Below are 19,258 nucleotides of genomic sequence, written 5' to 3'. Positions count from 1 at the left end.
TTTATTTTTTCGCCACAATTCCTGCTTTGAAAATAAGTTAAAAAATCTTTTCCAGACAAAAAGAAAACTGCGTAACAATTACATTATCAGTAACGTTACGCAGTTGAATTTCTTATAAATTACTATAAATTAGCTGTACAGTGGATACTGAGTCATCCAGTTATTGATCTCCTGTTTCACAGCTGCAATTTTTGTATCCTGATCATGGTTAACCAAAACTGTATCGATCAGATCGACGATGCGCTCCATATCAGTTTCAAGCAATCCACGTGAAGTCATAGCGGCCGATCCTACACGCATACCCGAAGTTACCATCGGAGATTTGTCATCGAAAGGCACCATATTTTTGTTGATCGTGATATCAGCCTTGATCAAAGTATTTTCAGCAAGTTTCCCGGTAAGACCAGAAGCAATTCCATTTTTAGTTCGCAAGTCAATCAGCATCAAGTGATTGTCTGTTCCACCAGAAATAATCTGATATCCTTTTTCTACAAATGCTTTTGCCATGGCTTGTGCATTTTTAGCAACCTGCACAGCGTAATTATAATATCCTTCGCTAAGCGCCTCACCAAAAGCAACCGCTTTGGCAGCAATAATATGTTCTAACGGTCCGCCTTGTGTTCCAGGGAAAACACCTGAATCAAGCAAAGATGACATGGTACGAAGTTGTCCTTTTTGTGTTGTGATACCGAAAGGGTTTTCAAAATCGTCACGCATCATGATGACACCACCGCGAGGTCCGCGCAATGTTTTATGCGTTGTTGTGGTAACAATATGGCAATGTCCCATAGGATCATTCAACAAACCTTTTGCGATAAGCGCAGCCGGGTGAGAAATATCAGCCAAAAGAATGGCTCCGATCTGGTCAGCAATGTTACGAAGCCTTTCATAATCCCAGTCACGGCTATATGCAGACGCACCGCAGATCAACAATTTCGGACGTTCCTTCAACGCAGTTTCTTCCACTTTGTCCCAGTTGATAAGGCCTGTTTCCGCTTCTACGCCGTAAAATACCGGTTGGAAATATTTACCTGAAATGTTTACCGGAGACCCGTGAGAAAGGTGACCTCCGTGTGCAAGGTTGAAACCCATGATCTTATCACCAGGATTCAAACAGGCCACAAAAACCGCCATATTTGCCTGAGCACCCGAGTGAGGCTGAACATTTGCCCATGTTGCACCGAATAACTCTTTCAAACGGTCAATAGCAATTTGTTCAATTTCATCAACTACTTCACAGCCACCGTAGTAACGCTTGCCCGGAAGACCTTCTGCATACTTATTGGTAAGCACACTTCCTGACGCTTCCATCACTTGCTTGGATGTAAAATTTTCGGAAGCAATCAGCTCGATACCTGATTCCTGACGATGTTTTTCTTTATTAATAAGGTCAAAAACTTGGGTATCACGTACGACGCTTGTGAGTGTAGACATGGTATTTCTCTTGAAATGATGTGATATTTTTCTAACAGGGTACAAAAATACAATAGATTATTTGGTAATGAAATTTTAACATACACTTTATCATGAAATAGTCTTGAAGCGTATGCGTGTACGAGCACCCTTAATCTAATTGCACAAAAGTTATTTTTAAATTATTTTAATAATATTCACTTTCTGTTGTAATTTTACGCGCAATATTTTTATCATAACTTTAAGCTTCCCTATCTGGTTCGTCTTATTATGATTAAATTTATCAGAAGGATTTAAAGAATTTTCTAAACCGGCTATTCCAGTTCATTCTTACTAAACTCTTGATTAGAACTCACATTTAATTAAACCCATGGATCAACAATCTCTCAATCCCGAAACAATTTTGATGCAGGCAGCTGATACTGCTATTGTCTCAGGCGAAAGTGTCGGACAGCCGATTACCTACGAAAAGATTCCAACCCAGATCTTTGCAGATTCGAAAGACGCTTCCAACGCGGTGGCTCAGGAAATAGCAGATCTTATCCGTCAGAAACAAAAAGAAGGCAAGCCTTGTGTTTTGGGGTTGGCGACAGGTTCTTCTCCTAAAACCGTTTATGCAAAACTGGTTAAGATGCATAAAGAGGAAGGCCTCAGCTTTAAAAACGTGATTTCATTCAACCTGGATGAATATTACCAAATGGAGCCGGATTCTATTCATAGTTATCATCGGTTCATGAAAGAGCAATTGTTTGATCATGTCGATATACCATCAGAAAATTATTTCCTGCCAGATGGTACAATTCCTGCGGCAATGGTGCGTGATTACTGCGCTTCTTACGAAAATAAAATAAATGCAGTTGGCGGACTTGATTTTCAGCTTTTAGGTATTGGTGGAAATGGTCACATTGGTTTCAATGAGCCTGGTTCCCTGATCAATGCACGTACACGTCTGATCACACTTGACCATTCGACACGTGCTGCGGCTGCGATGGAATTTGGTGGATTGCACAAGGTTCCTCGCAAAGCGATCACATTAGGTGTTGCTCCTATATTAGGCGCGCGTCGTATTGTTTTGCTGGCATGGGGTGAACGCAAGGCTGCCGTGATCAGAGGTGCTGTTGAAGGACCTGTTACTGAACGTAATCCTGCGTCTTATCTTCAGGCACATCCAAATGTTGCTTTTATATTGGATGAAAGTGCTGCTTCTGAATTAACCCGTGTGAAATCCCCTTGGGCTGTTGATTCTGTTGTTTGGGATAATAAAATGATCAAAAAGGCTGTGACCCATTTGTCGCAAAGCCTTAAAAAACCGATTCTGAAACTTACGGACAAGGATTATAATGACAATGGTATGAGTGATCTGCTGGCACAATATGGAGCTGGGTATGAGATCAATATCAATGTTTTCAATCAGTTGCAACATACGATTACAGGATGGCCTGGTGGAAAAGCCAATGCGGACGATACAAATCGTCCGGAACGTGCGCAGCCTGCTAAAAAACGCGTACTTATTTTCAGCCCGCATCCAGATGATGATATTATTTCAATGGGTGGTACTTTCCAACGCCTGGTAGATCAGGGACATGAAGTGCATGTGGCATACCAGACTTCCGGAAATATCGCAGTAGCGGATGATGAAGCCCTTCGTTTCATTGATTTCGTTGTCGATTTTAATAAAGAATTTGGTATCAATAGTCCGGAAGCGACGAAGATTTTTACAGACGCAAAAGAATTTTTAAGACATACCAAGGACAGCGAAATTGACACGCCAGAGATTCGCCACGTAAAAGGAACTTTACGTCGTGGTGAAGCAAAAGCAACTTGTCGTTTTGTTGGTATTCCAACTGAGAACGCACATTTTCTTAATATGCCATTTTACGAAACTGGTACCGTTCAGAAAAACCCTATTGGAGAAGAGGATATCAAAATTATCGAAAACATTATTGAGGAGATCAAACCTCATCAAATTTATGCAGCCGGCGACTTTGCCGATCCGCATGGAACGCATAAAGTTTGCTGGGATGCTATTGAGGCTGCACTTGAACGCTCGAAACACAAAAATTTCATGAAAGATTGCTGGGTATGGTTATACCGCGGTGCATGGGCTGAGTGGGATATTTATGAAATCGAAATGGCTGTGCCGATGAGTCCGGACCAGGTTTTGAAAAAACGTCAGGGAATTTTCAAGCACCAGTCACAAAAAGACGGTGTGGTATTCCAGGGCGATGATTCCCGTGAGTTCTGGCAGCGTGCTGAGGAGCGTAACCAGGGAACAGCGAAATTGTATGATAATTTAGGTCTTGCAGAATATGAAGCAATGGAAGCTTTCGTTCGCTGGAAATTCTGATTCGTGAAATGACTTAAAATGAAAAGAGCTGTAAAAAATTTTACAGCTCTTTTCATTTTTGTTAGTATCTGAAAACTTGAATATATATCCTGTAATAGTTGTGCGTAGTGAATTCCATACTAATTGACCATCAGTACAGGTTGCAAATTAGTCTTGAACTCATTAGAGTTCCATATCAATCCACATGCGTTGAGCCATTTTCTCAACCATGTTCAGTATTCCCTGCACTGCTCCGAAAATAATGCAAAGAGGCAGGATAACCGGCAAAAAGATGAGCCACTGGAGCGCCATCGTGAAATTGAACTTCTTTAAAACTGGTGCTTTCATAGAATGGGGTTATTCACGGTTAACTTTCGGAATCACAAATTAATTATTTTTTGTTTATGATCAACGCAAATTTTATTTAAAACGTTTTATTAATATTAAACATTTCAATAAAATATGTAATTATTTCGATTCAATTTACACACAAAGTAACGCTACACGCATACCTACCTTTCAAAATACCGCCTCTTTTAGAAAAAAATTTGTTAATTTGTTATAGTAAAGCAAAACCTACACAGTAAAAACATGGCGTCTTCCGACATCATTCAATTATTACCCGATTCCATAGCCAATCAGATCGCCGCCGGAGAAGTGGTTCAGCGACCTGCATCGGTTGTGAAAGAACTTCTGGAAAATGCCATAGATGCAAAAGCTGGTAACATTCAGGTCATTTTACGTGAAGCCGGCAGAACATTAATACAAATTATTGATGACGGGATTGGTATGTCAGAAACTGACGCAAGAATGTCATTTGAACGCCACGCCACATCTAAAATCCGCCAGTCTGAGGATTTATTTCGTATCCGCACGATGGGTTTCCGGGGTGAAGCTTTGGCATCCATTGCTGCCATCGCACAGGTTGAACTTCGTACCAGACAAGCAGATAACGAACTTGGCACACTGATAAGAATTGAAGGTTCAGAAATAAAAACACAGGAAGCTGCTGCCTGCATTCCCGGTACAAGCTTTTCAGTAAAAAATCTTTTTTATAATGTTCCGGCAAGACGCAATTTTCTGAAATCAAATTCGGTGGAAATGCGCCATATCCTGGATGAATTTCAAAGGATCGCGCTGGCACATCCGGAAGTCGGATTTACATTACACCATAACGATACTGAAGTTTTTAACCTGGCCCCGGGCAAGCTGGTTCGCCGGATTATTGATATTTACGGCCGCGCTTACAGAGAGCAGCTTGCATTTTGCCAGGAAGATACCTCATATATCAGTGTTCGGGGCTATATTGGAAAACCTGAGTTTGCAAGAAAAACGAGAGGTGAACAATTCTTTTTTGTAAACGACAGGTATATCAAGCATAATTATATGCACCACGCGGTAACCAGTGCTTTTGACGGCACGATTCCTGATGGTAGCCATCCCTTTTATGTTTTGTTTATAGAGATTGATCCGTCTCATATTGATATCAATATTCACCCGACAAAAACGGAAATTAAATTCGACGATGAAAGGTCGGTATATGCGATTATCATGGCTGCTGTGAAAAAAGCCGTTGGGGTTTATAATCTTTCACAATCTATTGATTTTGAGGATAATATAAACTTCCTGAATCCCTCACCTTCGGATCAGAATCATGATAATATTCCGCGCACCGTTATGCCGGACTGGGCAGCACAATCCCGTCATGCCGAAAATGGACCCTCCAAAACAAACCTTACAAACTGGAATAAATTATTTGAAGGTTTGCAAAATACCGATGACAGAAGCCGGGAGCTGGCCGCTTTTGAAATGAATTCCACGACAGTTTCCCGCCCGACTTCATACGAAGAGCAACCAATGACCATCGCGAGCAAAGTAAACCGCATGGCTTCGGAAGTTATTTCAGCACCGGAAAGTGATGCGGTACTTTTCCAGTTACATAACCGCTATATTCTTTCGCAGGTTAAGGACGGGATCATGCTGATCGATCAAAAAGCAGCTTATGAACGTATCTTGTATGAACGATATCGTAAAATGCTTACGAACCGTAATGGCGCGTGTCAGCAGCTTTTGTTTCCGAAAACTATTCGTCTTACACATTCGGATATGCAACTGGTAAATGAGACAAAAAAAGAGATCAGAAGTCTGGGTTTTGAATTTGACGAATTTGGCAATAACGAATTAATTATCCGTGGAATTCCTGCGGATCTGCCGGAAGAAAGTGAACAGGATCTTTTTGAAGAACTGGTTGAACAGCTAAAACAAAGTTATTCAGACTTGAAATTAAACAAGCCGGAAAGCTTATCCAGATCTTTGGCGCGCAGGTTTTCTGTACGTTACGCAGTAAAACTTTCGTTTCTTGAAATTCATACACTAATTGATCAACTGTTTGCCTCAACCGATCCGAACAGGACGCCAAGCGGTGAGGCGATTATTGTTTTATTAACGATGGATAAGTTAAGCAGTATCTTTAAGGGATAAGGAAACGAAAACCAGCCTGAAATAGTTATAGAATACAAACTTTTGATTTTGAATTAGAATGTTACAAATCACGCCGACTGTTAAAAATCTACTGATACTGAATGTCTTATTTTTCATTGTTGATGTATATATATTGCCTCTCTCCGCAAGGTTTGCGTTAATGCCTGTATTGTCTCCTTCTTTCATGCCTTATCAGTTTGTCTCTTACATGTTTTTGCATGGCGGGTTTGGTCATTTGTTTAGTAATATGTTTGGTTTATTTATGTTCGGGCCGTTACTGGAAAGAATGTGGGGACCTAAGCGTTTTTTAATATTTTACTTCGTTACAGGGATTGGAGCAGGCGTACTTTTCTCGGCAATCGGATATTATGAAAATACGCAACTCCTTAAAGCTGTGGAGGTTTATGTACAATATCCTACGCCGGACGGGCTTGTTGACTTCATGAGCCACCATGCAAAAGGATTTTATCAGGCTAATCTTGATTTTTTTAATGCTTTTGAAGAAAATCCTACCAATCCTTCGTATATTCAAAATAGTATTAACGCCGTAAAAAGCGTTTATCAGGCGAGTATCAATACCCCGATGGTTGGCGCATCCGGGGCAGTTTTCGGGATTTTGATGGCGTTTGGGTTATTGTTCCCAAACACAGAATTGTTCATGCTTTTTATACCGTTTCCGATCAAGGCAAAATATTTTGTCACGTTTTACGGTTTATATGAGTTGTATTCAGGTATACAAAATACACAATCCGACAATGTCGCTCATTTTGCGCACGTTGGAGGAATGCTATTTGCTTACATATTGTTGCGTTATTGGGGCACACAGAAACAAAATTTTTATTGAAAGAAGACGATGAGCAATATTGTTGACGACATAAAGAGAGAATTTGAGAAATCGGAAAATTCGCTCGTAAAAATTATTTTAATTAATACCGCCGTTTTTCTGGTATTGTTATTGGTAAAAATCGTCTTTACACTTAGTCAGTCATCCAATATTTATTACTGGATCACAGATAATTTACAACTTCCAGCTTCTCCGCATGAGTTTCTGCGAAAGCCATGGACGCTGATAACCTATTTCTTCACGCATGAGGATATATTTCATATCCTGTTTAACATGCTGTTTTTCTATTGGTTTGGAAAACTAATAGACGAGTATTTGGGTGCCAAACGTGTTGTTGCACTTTATTTTCTTGGCGGTATCGCCGGGGGAGCCATTTACATGCTGATTTATAATCTGCTGCCATTTTTTCAGGCACAGGTAGAAACTTCCATGATGATGGGCGCATCCGCAGCTGCATTTTCAGTTGCTGTCGGGGCTTCAACCCTCTTACCGAATTATACCTTCAATCTGATCTTCTTAGGGCCGATACGGATCAAGTTCATTGCACTTTTTTATATCATTTTGTCTCTAGCACAAACGGTAGGGCCTAATGCAGGCGGTAATTTAGCGCATTTGGGAGGAGCACTTGTTGGGTACATTTTTATCAAATTATTACAAAATGGTACTGACCTCGGCAAACCTATTTACGCAATTATGAATGGTTGGTCAGGACTTTTCAGAAGACGTCCTTCGATGCAGGTAACATATCGCGAAAAACAGGTTTACAGAAGCACCAGCGTGTATTCTTCCTCCACTTCTGCATCCACGATAGAAATGCCTGATCAGAATGAAATTGACACAATTCTTGATAAAATTTCAAAATCCGGATACGAAAGTCTTACCAAAGAAGAGAAGCAAAAGCTGTTCAAAGCGAGCCAGCAAAAATAAAAGTAATACGCATCATGTATTTGCTTAATTTTGCGCATCTTACTAAGTTAAGATCAATTACCAATATCTGATTTTCAATAGCTTTCTATATGCTTATAACACCAGGAAAACTACTTGCTAAGATTGATTCTCCCGAGGATTTAAGAAAGCTGGACCGTACTCAACTTCCACAAGTTTGTAATGAATTACGTCAGTTTATTATAGATAACGTTTCTGTATACGGAGGTCATTTTGGCGCCAGTTTAGGTGTTGTAGAATTATCAGTAGCACTTCATTATGTATTCAATACGCCGGACGACCAACTGGTTTGGGACGTGGGGCATCAGGCTTATGGCCATAAAATCTTAACCGGACGACGGGATAATTTTCATTCTAACCGCACTTATGGGGGAATTTCCGGTTTTCCAAAAAGGAAGGAAAGTGTTTATGACGCATTTGGTGTAGGACACTCGTCAACGTCAATATCGTCAGCACTTGGAATGGCTGTTGCTTCTGCACTTCAAAATCATCATGACAGACAACACATCGCTATAATCGGCGACGGTGCTATGACGGCCGGGATGGCGTTTGAAGGGCTAAATCATGCGGGGTCGATTGATTCGAATCTGTTGATTATCCTGAATGACAACTGCATGGCGATCGATCCGAACGTCGGCGCTTTAAAAGAATATCTAACGGATATCACGACTTCCAAGACGTATAACAAATTCAGAGATGAGGTTTGGAATATGCTCGGAAAAATGAGCAATTTTGGAAAGAGCGCACAAGAGGTTGTATCGAAAGTAGAAACTGTGATGAAAACGGCAATACTTCGTCAGAGTAATCTGTTTGAATCCTTGGGTTTGCGTTACTTCGGCCCCATTGACGGAAATGATATTGGCCATTTAACAGAAGTTCTAAACGATCTTAAAAGTATTCCCGGTCCAAAAATCCTTCATTGTCTAACAGTGAAAGGAAAAGGTTACGGACCGGCAGAGAAAGATCAAACAAAATGGCATGCGCCAGGTGTTTTTGATAAAATAACCGGGGAGATAAAGAAGAAAATTTACGACGTTCCACAGGCTCCAAAATATCAGGATGTCTTTGGGAATACATTATTAGAATTAGCCGAAAGCAATCCGAAAATTGTTGGCGTAACGCCGGCGATGCCGTCAGGATCTTCTATGAATATCATGATGAAAGCAATGCCGGACAGAGCTTTCGATGTAGGTATTGCTGAACAGCATGCAGTAACTTTTTCGGCCGGAATGGCTACGCGTGGTGAAGTCGTTTACTGTAATATTTATTCCACTTTCATGCAGCGCGGATATGATCAGGTTGTTCATGATGTGTGTATGCAGGAACTTCCGGTAATTTTCTGCCTCGACAGAGCCGGATTGGTGGGCGCTGACGGGCCGACGCACCATGGGGTTTATGATATTGCATTTATGCGATGCGTGCCTAACATGATTGTTTCTTCTCCGATGAACGAACAAGAGCTGCGGAATTTGATGTATACTGCCCAACTTGATAAAATTCAGAAGGGAACAAAAGCATTCACAATTCGGTATCCGCGTGGAAACGGCGTAATGCCGCAATGGCAAACTCCTTTTGAAGAAGTTAAGATAGGAAAAGGAAGAAAAATTAAGGACGGCTCAGATATTGCCATTTTAACATTAGGCCCTGTTGGAAATTATGCTGTCGATGCCTGCGAAATGCTTGTTAAGGAAGGAATCAGTGCAGCGCATTACGACATGCGTTTTGTCAAACCACTTGACGAAAGTATGCTTCATGAGATTTTCAGCAAGTTCGACAGGATTATCACAATAGAGGATGGTTGCCTTCAAGGTGGCTTTGGCAGTGCTGTGCTCGAATTTATGGTGGATCATGGATACAATTCGCGTGTAAAACGACTTGGTATTCCAGATGCATTAGTTGAACATGGCGAGCCTGATGAATTGCACCGTGAGTGTGGTTTTGATAAGGATGGGATTGTTGGAGCAGTTCGTGAACTTATGCATGCTTCTTTACCTATGGACTTCTAATTTGTTCTTTAGCGCGTTAGCAGAATTCTTCTGATTTGATAAAATAATCGTTCAATAAGTCTCAAATCCTCCGTTACTATTTCTGCTGATGCCGCCATTCCGGTTTTATAAACCAGCGATTTATTAAAATTTGTCCTAAGGCCATCAGGCAAAGATACTGTTGCGAGAAAATACGTGTTATCCTCAGACGGAACTTTCGCAATCGAAGTCACATTTCCTTCCACGGCTCCATATTCCTCAAACGGATAACCTTGAAATTTTACAAGCACCCGTTGACCAATATTTACCTTGCCCGAATTAATTTGCGGAATACGAATTTCTCCCATATACTGACTTGTTCCGCTACCAATATACATAACTTCCACTCCTGCTTTTAGAGATTGTTTCTCTTGTAAGGTTGTGGAAAAAAATACGTTTCCCGCCTGTGGCGCAACAAGCAAATAGCGGGATTTCCATGATTCGATAGCACTTCTGAGTGTATTAAGTGCCTGTCCAAAATTTTCAGTTTGCTCCTCAACAGTGCGATCCAGCTCTAACAAATCGTTTATTTTAGTATTCTTCTGATTGTCATTTGTAATACGCAATGTTTCTATATTTTTAGCAGGAAGTAATTTGGCCAACACTTTACTTTCCTCCCTGTAAATTTCAATATCCGGTATAACTTTCCCTGCATGAAGTTTTTTACTGATTTTATATTCCTGATCGGCCAACTCTGAATCACGTGTATAAATACTTCGCTGTTCATTAAGTTGTTGATCCATTAATTCAGCCCTGTTGATATCGCTCATCAATAACTTTTTCTTTCTGTCATAAAACCGGTCTGCATACAACATTCTGACCTGGACATACACTTGTTGAAAATTCTGATATGGAGTTTGGACTTCTCCTAAATGTTCGAAGTTATTTAGCTTTATAGTGCCGAGTTGTGAAAAACGATGCTGTTCAATAACATTCCTTATATTGTTTAATTCTTTTTCCAAAGCAAGTATTTCCTGATGTCTGGAAGTACTTTCCACATAAGCCAGTATGTCTCCCGCTTTCACCCTTTGATTTTCCTTTACAAATAATGCTTCTATGCGTCCATCTGTTTTAAGTACTACCGGCTTTGGCAGATTACTCGAAATAAGACGAAAATCAGCACGAACAATCGTGGGGTAATGAATTAGCCAGCTAACAGCAAAAGCCACCATTAAAACAAAACATAATGACATTGTTCCCCATCGGATAAGCCATTTGGGAGGCTGATCCATAAAATCACGGACAGCTTCGCTTCTAAGGTCTATATCATCCTGAATCTCTTCCATTAACTTCCTAATTCTAATTGATTTTTCACCAAAGAATAATAATATCCTTTGCTTTGTACCAGGGCGACATGCGTACCTTTTTCTATTATACTTCCTTTATCTAATACAATAATCTGATCTGCGTTTTTAACAGTACTTAGCCGATGCGCAACAACAACTACTGTTTTTCCTGTAAAAAACGCTTCAAGATTACGCATAATCACGGCTTCATTATTGGCATCCAATGCACTGGTAGCTTCGTCAAAGAAAATATATTCGGGATCTTTATAGACAGCCCTTGCAATAAGAATTCGCTGTTTTTGTCCTCCGCTGATACCCATTCCACTGGATCCTATCCTGGTATTATATCCGTTTGGAAGTTCCTCTACAAAATCTCCAATGTTGGCAACATGGACAGAATGCGCTAGTTTTTTCCGATTTACACCTCCATTTTCATCCGATTCGCTGATATTACGGGCGACTGAATCAGCGAATATGTATCCTTCCTGCATCACCACACCGCACTGCTTCCGCCAGAAATTATAACTCAAATTTTTAAGATTTCCATTTCCTATTTCTATTTTACCGTCTGTGAGATCATGATATTTCAAAAGCAATTTAAGCAAGGTAGTCTTACCACTTCCGCTGGCACCAACAATAGCGGTAACCTTTCCCTGGGGAATTTGAAAATTGATATTATTAAGTACCAAAGCAGATGTGCTGCTTCCATAACGAAAATTCAAACCGGATACCTGGATTGTTTTATCCTCGGGCAATTCACTTATCAGCAATTCTTCAACATTTTCTTCATTCGTTTTATTATGAATTTCTGCCAAACGTTCCAGACTTAATTTAGCATCCTGATAACTACGGATAAATGCGATGAAATTATTAACAGGCACATTCATCTGTCCGATAATGTATTGCACGGAAAGCATTGCACCCAAAGTTAATTCACCATTGATGACTGATCTCGCAGCGATATAGCTGATCAGAATATTTTTGACTTCATTGATAAACCTGCCGCCTTCATTTTGGGATTGCGATAAAGAAAGGCTTGCCATGTTCAATTTGAACAAACGCGCCTGAATAGCTTCCCACTCCCAGCGTCTCCGTTTTTCAGATCCATTCAGTTTTATTTCCTGCATGCCGTTGATCAGCTGTATCGTACTGCTCTGGTTTCCTGAGGACTGGTCAAAATATTGATAGTCAATTTTGGCTCGTTTCTTCATAAATAACAGAACCCAGGCCATATACAATGCCGAACCAATAATAAATACAAGGAATAATTGAGGATTGAAATAATAGAGTATTGCGCCAAAAATAGTAAGGGTGACCGTCGAAAAAAGAACATCCAGAGTAGTGGCAGATAAAAATGCCTGTACCCGGTTATGATCCTGAATTCTCTGCATAATGTCACCGGTTGACTTTGATTCAAAAAATGAAATCGGAAGATTCATCAGTTTCATTAAAAAATCAGACAACATACGTAGGTTTATCCGGCTTGTTACATGCAATAATATCCAGTTTCGGATCACACTTAGGCCAGACTGCGATATAAACAAAACCAATTGCGCTACCAGGACGAGTGTTACAAAATTTAAATTCCGGGTATTTATACCTGTATCGACAATCTCCTGTGTGAGAAAAGGCAATCCCAACTGAAGTAAACTAGTCAGAAAAAGACCTAAAAATAATTGCCAGATGTGTCGTTGATAGGGTCTGAAATAAGGTGCTAAAAATCCCTTTACTGATTTTGAAGAAATCTGATTACCCTCCTGCGAAAAGAAGGCTGGTGTAGTTTCAAACAGTAAAAGAATTCCTTCCGAATCTTCATTTGCACTTTTTTCAGGAATCCAACCTTTCAAAAAATCCTGTCGTGAATACGTAATAAGTCCATGCCCCGGATCGGCAACAACAACTTTGGTAGCTGTTGCTTCGTAAACCACAACATAATGCCGCTGCCGCCAGTGCGCAATACAAGGTAATGGAATTTGTTCAGCAAGGGTTTTATAATCCGAAGTTAATACCAAGGTACTGAATCCAATATTTTCAGCGGCATCAACCAATCCTCCCATTGTAGTACCATCTCCTCTCAAACTTGTAAGCTCTCTGAGATAAGCACCATCGAAAGATTTTCCATAAAACTTGCTGATCATTCGTATACAGGTTGGCCCGCAGTCCATTCTGTCATATTGTCTGTAAAAAGGATATTTTCTACTCAAAGTATTGTCATTTAACTTCAGTCATTTTCCGTAGCTCTTCCATAGTCCCAAACTCCTTTTGTCCCTGCAAAGGCCAAGAGGTATAAATTCTGTCTATGGTTAGGTTTTTTGAAGTGATCAGATCGTACACTGCTTTTCCTCTCTGGCCCGCAGATGAAACCCTTCCACCTAATCGAAAATTGAGTAAATCACCAGTCCACAAAATTTTGCTGTCTGGAAAATAATAAACCAAATGCTCATTGGTGTGCTCTGTACTTTTACCAATTTCATAGGCAACTACATTGCCCATAAACCTTTTCTCTCCGTTTAAGGGTACGAAGTCGAACCGGAAGTTCTGTGTATTGTCGATAAGGACATTGCTCATTGTGTGAGACTTCTTCAAAATTTCTTCAAAATATGCCTGATTCCCGGCAGTAGTAACAACAGTGAGGGGCAGAGCGGAATAAGCCTTCAAACCACCAGCGTGATCAGGATGATGGTGCGTCACAAACAAATACTTTAAAGGTTTACCGGGATATCTCTTTTTCAATTGCGCTATAATATTTTCGTTAAGCTCAATTCCGGAAGGAGTCTCAAACAAAGCGATACAGTCGGTAAATTCTGCCACAAGCATTTTATTATTCTGTGACACTATTTTTATAAGATTGATATTGGAAGCAATATTTTCAAAAACCATGCTATCTCTTGTCTCTATACGTTCAGCCATCTTTCTTTTGAAATACTCGGGGACCAGAGTCATTTTCAAGTCAGCAGTATCCGGTTTTATATTGGATCGGAAAGCTTCATAAGTAACTTCTCGTTCCGCTTTTCCATATTCAAAATCAATGCGGGAAGCTGGCATTTTAATACCATTTTGATCAGTATACCCTTTATATTCAGTCGCGAATACTATATCTCCATACGTATTGTCATAGCCTAAATATTCAGTTTTATCTAAAAGTTTAGTTTTCTTGTTGATGAATAAAGTAACTGGTTTAGATCCGAACGAAATCCATGTATGTGATTTATCTTCTCCCAAATAACGCAGCGAAATTCTTGACAACCAGGCTAGTTGAAGCAACCTGGCCGGAACCTTGCGGGCAAGTTCAAATGCAAAGTCAGTATTTTTGTCTTTCAACAATTTGTTTTGATAAAATCCCTTTTTGTAAACAGAATCCTGCTTGCTGACAGCCAATTCAACAAATGTATACCCGTTGTTTACTATCGTACTGCGCATGTAGCCGGATTGCTCTTTTGCAAAAAATACATCGGTTTCCTCATAAGGAATGTCTTTTGTTTTCCCTGGCACATCATAATGTCCCAGATTATGTATAACGCCTTTGGAGCTTATATACAAACTGTCAGGAATATGGGTACTTGTAGTGCTTATTGATATTTCTAATATTTTTAATGCCTTTTGATAATTTTCCGTAGTTTGGGCAAAAGAAATAAAGGGTATAAAAAAAATGATGAGTGTGTATATTTTGGTTTTCATGTATTAAGAGATTTGATTTCCCGTTCACATATTTTTTGACAATAGATTTGATTCCTTAAAACGATCATATTGAAAAGTATAAGGCTGGTTGCTATAATCAAAACCTTGTATTTCTTTCTTATACCTTGCCAATATTTCATGAAAACCCTCGCTGAACTGGCGATGAAAGTCAAGGCCAGCATCGGTGAGTATCTCCGGATTGTCCATAAGTTTTAAGTCTAGATAAAACTTGTGCAAATAGAAGCCAATTCTACCCAAGGCCTCAAAACGCAAATTTTCATCAGTAAAATATTGGTTTTGAAGAACTTCGTCTAACGCATGTAATATGCATGTATAGGTAAACAGGCCATGAAACGCTCCGTAAGATCCTCTCTTTTCACCCGGATTGCTTGAATAATTTTTTAGCGGATGATCTTTGGGGACTTTCAAATATTTAGGAGTATCCAGCGTAAGTACATTAAAGATAATATGACCACATTGGTGGGCAATGTCATCGATAAAAAAAACCGGCGTTTGTATCTTGTTCTCTGTATTAAAATATGCAGTACCGTGATGCATGATTCCCGCAAAAGAATTGTGGTTAGGACTGCTGAATACTACAAATTCTCTTGTAACGGATGATATCAAACTCCAAAAATCGGGTAATTGTTTCTGCAAGAAATTTGTGGCTATGAATAAAGCATCTTCATTTTTGGCCAGTGTCTGTTCAACTGGTTCATGAAAACTGACATCCCGCGCGTATGCCAATAAATCCGTAGGATGCAGACAAAGCCGGATTTTACTGTTTTCAACAAATTGATTAGGTATCAGTCCAGTCAGGATATTTAAATCCACCGGAATGATATTGTGTGAGTCAGTACGAATATAGCCAAGATTAGGTAAGTTAACCATTCCAAACTGATCAGCGCTAAGCGATAGCATGGCTAGCCTTTTTGCAGCAGGAATATAACCAACCACGGACTGAAGCAAGGGAATTTTATCCGTTTTGCTAATATCCGATAGGAAATAGCAAAATAATGAAGGCTCTAGAAATGTAAAATCATCTTCGTAATCAAGAATTTCAAAGAGAATTGAATCTTCTTGGTGGAATGCCATTAGTATAGTATTGGACAAAGACAATTGATTAATTTCTAATAATTCAATTTCGACAAAAAAACTATTTATTTTCATATGGAAGTATAGCAAATAGTTCAATAATTTTAACAATTTTCACCTCATCCATGGACTGAAATAATTGCATGTGTCCGCCGTAGTAATAAATATTAACCTGATTTTTGTTCCAAAGTGTATTATCCGATGCAATTGTAATTTTATCTTTCTGACCCCAAAATGCCACTGTAGGTATATGATTAGATAAAACTTTTAATGAATTTTTAGGGATTTTTAAATCAGGCTTGTGTAATCGGTGCAAAATCTCTTCCAAATTAAGCATTGCTGAATCCAAAATAATAAAGTCCGGTTTTTCCCTAAGAACCATTGGAAAGTACCCACCCATTGAAAACCCCCATACCCCAATACTACCATTATTTTTACTTTTCACCTCCTTTAACACAGTTTCATAATCCAACAAAAATTCATTGTGAAACAATAAGGTAGTATCAATTTTAAAATCATCACTTTCACCAAAACCGCGATAATCAAATAATATAACCTTAAATCCATTTTGATGAAGAACATTAGCTTGACGTAGGTAATAACCCATATTCCCTGCATCTCCTGCACAAATAATTATAGTTTTTCCAGTTCTAATTTGAATTTCTGATTCTATTTCCCAAATATTTATATTAAAATTGTCCGGTGTTTTAATCTTAAATTCTTTATAATTCATTTTAAAATCTAATGGGCGGGTATGGTAAATACGTTCTGGCTTAATAGCAAAAGCTTGACAACAGTAAAGGCTAATTATTAGCAAAATTTTTACAAACACTACAGCTTTCATCACATTCTAGATTTAAATACGTGTAATACAGACTAAGAGGATTGAAATACATAAGCCTTCCAATGGAAAAACAATATTCATATTGTTTCGACAAAAAAAATATAATCTCTTTTAAAGCAAGACTGCTTAAAATATTTATATTAAATGATATTGAAGGGTGAATGAGGGATTTTGAAAATAGCCGTTCATGTTCATGAAAAGAATAATGTTCACCATGCTCCTTTTTAATGTGAGCATTCATCGCATTATCACAACTAGTAAATCCGGGAATATATAAGGGGCCAATCTTTAGATATTCAAAGGAATAAGCTATAATAAAATAAGGTACTTCTATTTTAAAGCACATTTTATTTAAATTTGTCCTGAATCCAAGATTAGGATCGCACGCCTGAACAACCAAATTAGGTTTTTCTGATATTATAATTTCCTCAAGTTCAAACTCCGAAAGTAAATTCAAAGAGCGTGTCGTAATACTTATATTAAAATTAGTTTTTATTCTGTCCCTCAATGCATTTACCTTCAAACTTCCTAAATCATTAAAGTCGAATATTAATAATTTTTCAATTTCTGATTCATTAACTTCATCAGCATCTACAACAACTAAGTTTTTAAATCCAAATTGCGCTAATAAATATGTAAGTGTAGCACCACCTGCACCTGCCCCAAAAATTAATATTTTTTTCTCTTTAAAGTCATTATCAATTTTTCCTTTTGTAATGTATTCTAAGAAAAGATCACCTCTTTTAGTGATCTTTTTTGATTCACTTATTTCCAAAAACTTAAACTCTCTTAATTTTTGAAAAAGTTTATTATTTAAAAATTCACTTTCTTTAATGCCGTCTTGAATTATCTTATTCAATTGATTTATAATTTCTTCATTGTAAATAAGCTCTAAATACTCATTCTTGTCACCTGCAAAACCAATGCAAATATTATTACCTGCTTTATAAACGGGTACAAATTGTTTTAGAAAATATTTCATCTTGTTTTATTTATAATTTTAAAATTGCCCTAAGACAATTTCTTAGGGCAATCAAATTATACGTTATCGCACTGAGTAACAGGTGGCTTTGGGGCATCAATGTGACAATCAGCAACACTTCCCCCTTTTATAGCTTCAAGACTTAAAAAGGCTTGTCCCGCTTTTTCTTTCAATGCTTTTAAATCACTTAGAGTTAATTTGTTCATGACTTGTTTTATTTAAAGTGTAAAAACCAACCTCCCCACCTTCTGGCCAGATATTGTTTCGGATTGTACTACAAAACTGCAAAACAATATTTAGTTCAACTATTACCTTAATAATAATCAATGACTATATCCAAAATTATTGCTTAGGTAATAGTTCTGAACTATCTAAAATACATAAGTATCTAATTATTAATAATTTACTTGATGATAATTTCAACCGGATTATGAAAGTATCTTGCGAACCTCTTCATTATCACTATCTTTACGGCACAACGATATTAAAAGCTTCAATTTTGAAATAAGAATTTATTGCAAAGCGATTTGTATAAATGATATTCAGTAATCAAAATTGTTGTAGAATGACAGCCGAGGAAGCATTACACACGTATTACAAAAAAAGGGAAATCTCCCAACCAGAAATAGCACTCATGCTAGAAGTAAGCCAAACCAGCGTTCACAATTGGCTCAGCGGAAAAAATAAAATTCCAATTGAATTTTATGATCGTATTGCGAAGCTTTGCAATATTGATCTAATTGAAATTCTGCCTGACGGGTGGAGAAATCTACTGGATAAAGAAAAAAAACAAAACAGCTGGCTATAAGCTGGTTATATGAATACAAAAAAAGACCATCTCGAAAGAATGGTCTTTTTTTGTATTCATAGTATTGCGGGTTAGGTTGAGCGTCCGGAAGCGGTGCCCATAACCAAAAAAATCCCATCTCTTGTGAAGATGGGATTAGTTATAATAGTATTGTGGCGACTACCTACTTTACCAGGTTTGACCCAAGTATCATCGGCGGTTCTGGGCTTAACTTCTCTGTTCGGGATGGGAAGAGGTGAACACCAGGCCAATAGTCACCAACAAGATCTTTGTGAGTGTACAATGGTTGAATTTTGAATGAGTGAATTTTGAATGTATTCTATCATTCACTCATTATATCATTCGACATTGAATTTCATGTCATATTGGAAGCAAAAGAGAATGAGTTAAAAGTTGTGCAAGCTATTGGGTAATTAGTACTGCTCAGCTGAATGTATTTCTACACGTACACCTGCAGCCTATCAACGTCGTAGTCTACAACGACCCTTGTGTGGAAGATTCATCTTCGGGCTAGTTTCGCACTTAGATGCTT

15 protein-coding genes and 2 rRNA genes are annotated in these 19,258 nt (G+C 38.5%); 6 read left to right on the top strand and 11 right to left on the bottom strand.

The genetic code is table 11. The features are described from left to right. Positions 1 to 129: 129 nt before the first annotated feature. Positions 130 to 1,434, bottom strand: coding sequence for a serine hydroxymethyltransferase (gene glyA / locus L0657_RS17260; protein ID WP_235152010.1), 1,305 nt, complete (start codon positions 1,432 to 1,434; stop codon positions 130 to 132). Between the two features lie 385 nt (positions 1,435 to 1,819). On the opposite strand from glyA, the gene nagB reads away from it, so the two are divergent. Beyond that, positions 1,820 to 3,760, top strand: coding sequence for a glucosamine-6-phosphate deaminase (gene nagB / locus L0657_RS17255; RefSeq protein ID WP_235152644.1), 1,941 nt, complete (start codon positions 1,820 to 1,822; stop codon positions 3,758 to 3,760). A 162-nt stretch (positions 3,761 to 3,922) separates the two neighbouring features. Here nagB and L0657_RS17250 read toward each other — a convergent pair whose 3' ends face one another. Beyond that, the gene (locus tag L0657_RS17250; protein WP_235152009.1) at positions 3,923 to 4,087 is read right to left on the bottom strand and encodes a hypothetical protein; all 165 of its coding nucleotides are present in this window, start codon (positions 4,085 to 4,087) and stop codon (positions 3,923 to 3,925) included. 243 nt (positions 4,088 to 4,330) lie between these two features. On the opposite strand from L0657_RS17250, the gene mutL reads away from it, so the two are divergent. From mutL to dxs, 4 genes are all read left to right on the top strand, one after another. Continuing rightward, complete coding sequence (gene mutL, locus L0657_RS17245; protein ID WP_235152008.1) at positions 4,331 to 6,220, top strand: DNA mismatch repair endonuclease MutL; 1,890 nt, start codon at positions 4,331 to 4,333, stop codon at positions 6,218 to 6,220. Between the two features lie 58 nt (positions 6,221 to 6,278). Then, positions 6,279 to 7,064 carry a rhomboid family intramembrane serine protease gene (locus L0657_RS17240; protein ID WP_235152007.1) on the top strand — a complete coding sequence of 262 codons (786 nt, stop codon included), beginning with the start codon at positions 6,279 to 6,281 and terminating at the stop codon, positions 7,062 to 7,064. Positions 7,065 to 7,073: 9 nt separating this feature from the next. Further along, positions 7,074 to 7,991, top strand: a complete 918-nt coding sequence (locus L0657_RS17235) for a rhomboid family intramembrane serine protease (protein WP_235152006.1) — start codon at positions 7,074 to 7,076, stop codon at positions 7,989 to 7,991. A gap of 89 nt (positions 7,992 to 8,080) precedes the next feature. Next, positions 8,081 to 10,015 carry a 1-deoxy-D-xylulose-5-phosphate synthase gene (gene dxs, locus L0657_RS17230; RefSeq protein WP_235152005.1) on the top strand — a complete coding sequence of 645 codons (1,935 nt, stop codon included), beginning with the start codon at positions 8,081 to 8,083 and terminating at the stop codon, positions 10,013 to 10,015. Positions 10,016 to 10,023: 8 nt separating this feature from the next. Here dxs and L0657_RS17225 read toward each other — a convergent pair whose 3' ends face one another. From L0657_RS17225 to L0657_RS17195, 7 genes are read right to left on the bottom strand one after another with little or no spacing between them, the layout of a single operon-like run. Next, positions 10,024 to 11,319 (bottom strand): HlyD family efflux transporter periplasmic adaptor subunit, encoded by a 1,296-nt coding sequence (locus L0657_RS17225; protein WP_235152004.1) that lies wholly within the window; start codon positions 11,317 to 11,319, stop codon positions 10,024 to 10,026. Then, the gene (locus L0657_RS17220) at positions 11,319 to 13,523 is read right to left on the bottom strand and encodes a peptidase domain-containing ABC transporter (protein ID WP_255717895.1); all 2,205 of its coding nucleotides are present in this window, start codon (positions 13,521 to 13,523) and stop codon (positions 11,319 to 11,321) included. Before L0657_RS17220 ends, L0657_RS17225 begins: the two co-directional genes overlap by 1 nt. A 7-nt stretch (positions 13,524 to 13,530) precedes the next feature. After that, positions 13,531 to 14,997, bottom strand: a complete 1,467-nt coding sequence (locus L0657_RS17215; protein WP_235152002.1) for an MBL fold metallo-hydrolase — start codon at positions 14,995 to 14,997, stop codon at positions 13,531 to 13,533. Between the two features lie 24 nt (positions 14,998 to 15,021). Beyond that, on the bottom strand, positions 15,022 to 16,203 hold the full coding sequence (locus L0657_RS17210) for a hypothetical protein (RefSeq protein WP_235152001.1): 1,182 nt from the start codon (positions 16,201 to 16,203) through the stop codon (positions 15,022 to 15,024). Then, positions 16,154 to 16,936, bottom strand: a complete 783-nt coding sequence (locus tag L0657_RS17205; RefSeq protein WP_235152000.1) for an alpha/beta hydrolase — start codon at positions 16,934 to 16,936, stop codon at positions 16,154 to 16,156. Before L0657_RS17205 ends, L0657_RS17210 begins: the two co-directional genes overlap by 50 nt. Beyond that, complete coding sequence (locus tag L0657_RS17200; RefSeq protein WP_235151999.1) at positions 16,896 to 17,918, bottom strand: ThiF family adenylyltransferase; 1,023 nt, start codon at positions 17,916 to 17,918, stop codon at positions 16,896 to 16,898. The genes L0657_RS17205 and L0657_RS17200 overlap by 41 nt, the downstream gene beginning before the upstream one ends. Positions 17,919 to 17,974: 56 nt before the next feature. Then, complete coding sequence (locus L0657_RS17195; protein ID WP_235151998.1) at positions 17,975 to 18,124, bottom strand: hypothetical protein; 150 nt, start codon at positions 18,122 to 18,124, stop codon at positions 17,975 to 17,977. A gap of 359 nt (positions 18,125 to 18,483) precedes the next feature. On the opposite strand from L0657_RS17195, the gene L0657_RS17190 reads away from it, so the two are divergent. After that, on the top strand, positions 18,484 to 18,726 hold the full coding sequence (locus L0657_RS17190; protein WP_235151997.1) for a helix-turn-helix transcriptional regulator: 243 nt from the start codon (positions 18,484 to 18,486) through the stop codon (positions 18,724 to 18,726). Between the two features lie 150 nt (positions 18,727 to 18,876). Here the strand turns inward: L0657_RS17190 and rrf are convergent. After that, positions 18,877 to 18,988: ribosomal RNA gene (gene rrf / locus L0657_RS17185) — 5S ribosomal RNA — on the bottom strand. 131 nt (positions 18,989 to 19,119) lie between these two features. Next, positions 19,120 to 19,258 (bottom strand): 23S ribosomal RNA (locus L0657_RS17180); the annotation flags it as partial.

The organism is Dyadobacter sp. CY345 (assembly GCF_021502725.1).
GTDB lineage: Bacteria > Bacteroidota > Bacteroidia > Cytophagales > Spirosomataceae > Dyadobacter.
Note: the sequence above shows the minus strand (reverse complement) of the source record. Positions and strands in the feature narration are given on the sequence as shown.

What these genes read in the sequence shown, in the direction of transcription:
- glyA (WP_235152010.1), bottom strand. Translation starts at nt 1,434, where the DNA reads ATGTCTACACTCACAAGCGTCGTACGTGATACCCAAGTTTTTGACCTT.
- nagB (WP_235152644.1), top strand. Translation starts at nt 1,820, where the DNA reads ATGCAGGCAGCTGATACTGCTATTGTCTCAGGCGAAAGTGTCGGACAG.
- L0657_RS17250 (WP_235152009.1), bottom strand. Translation starts at nt 4,087, where the DNA reads ATGAAAGCACCAGTTTTAAAGAAGTTCAATTTCACGATGGCGCTCCAG.
- mutL (WP_235152008.1), top strand. Translation starts at nt 4,331, where the DNA reads ATGGCGTCTTCCGACATCATTCAATTATTACCCGATTCCATAGCCAAT.
- L0657_RS17240 (WP_235152007.1), top strand. Translation starts at nt 6,279, where the DNA reads ATGTTACAAATCACGCCGACTGTTAAAAATCTACTGATACTGAATGTC.
- L0657_RS17235 (WP_235152006.1), top strand. Translation starts at nt 7,074, where the DNA reads ATGAGCAATATTGTTGACGACATAAAGAGAGAATTTGAGAAATCGGAA.
- dxs (WP_235152005.1), top strand. Translation starts at nt 8,081, where the DNA reads ATGCTTATAACACCAGGAAAACTACTTGCTAAGATTGATTCTCCCGAG.
- L0657_RS17225 (WP_235152004.1), bottom strand. Translation starts at nt 11,319, where the DNA reads ATGGAAGAGATTCAGGATGATATAGACCTTAGAAGCGAAGCTGTCCGT.
- L0657_RS17215 (WP_235152002.1), bottom strand. Translation starts at nt 14,997, where the DNA reads ATGAAAACCAAAATATACACACTCATCATTTTTTTTATACCCTTTATT.
- L0657_RS17205 (WP_235152000.1), bottom strand. Translation starts at nt 16,936, where the DNA reads ATGAAAGCTGTAGTGTTTGTAAAAATTTTGCTAATAATTAGCCTTTAC.
- L0657_RS17200 (WP_235151999.1), bottom strand. Translation starts at nt 17,918, where the DNA reads ATGAAATATTTTCTAAAACAATTTGTACCCGTTTATAAAGCAGGTAAT.
- L0657_RS17195 (WP_235151998.1), bottom strand. Translation starts at nt 18,124, where the DNA reads ATGAACAAATTAACTCTAAGTGATTTAAAAGCATTGAAAGAAAAAGCG.
- L0657_RS17190 (WP_235151997.1), top strand. Translation starts at nt 18,484, where the DNA reads ATGACAGCCGAGGAAGCATTACACACGTATTACAAAAAAAGGGAAATC.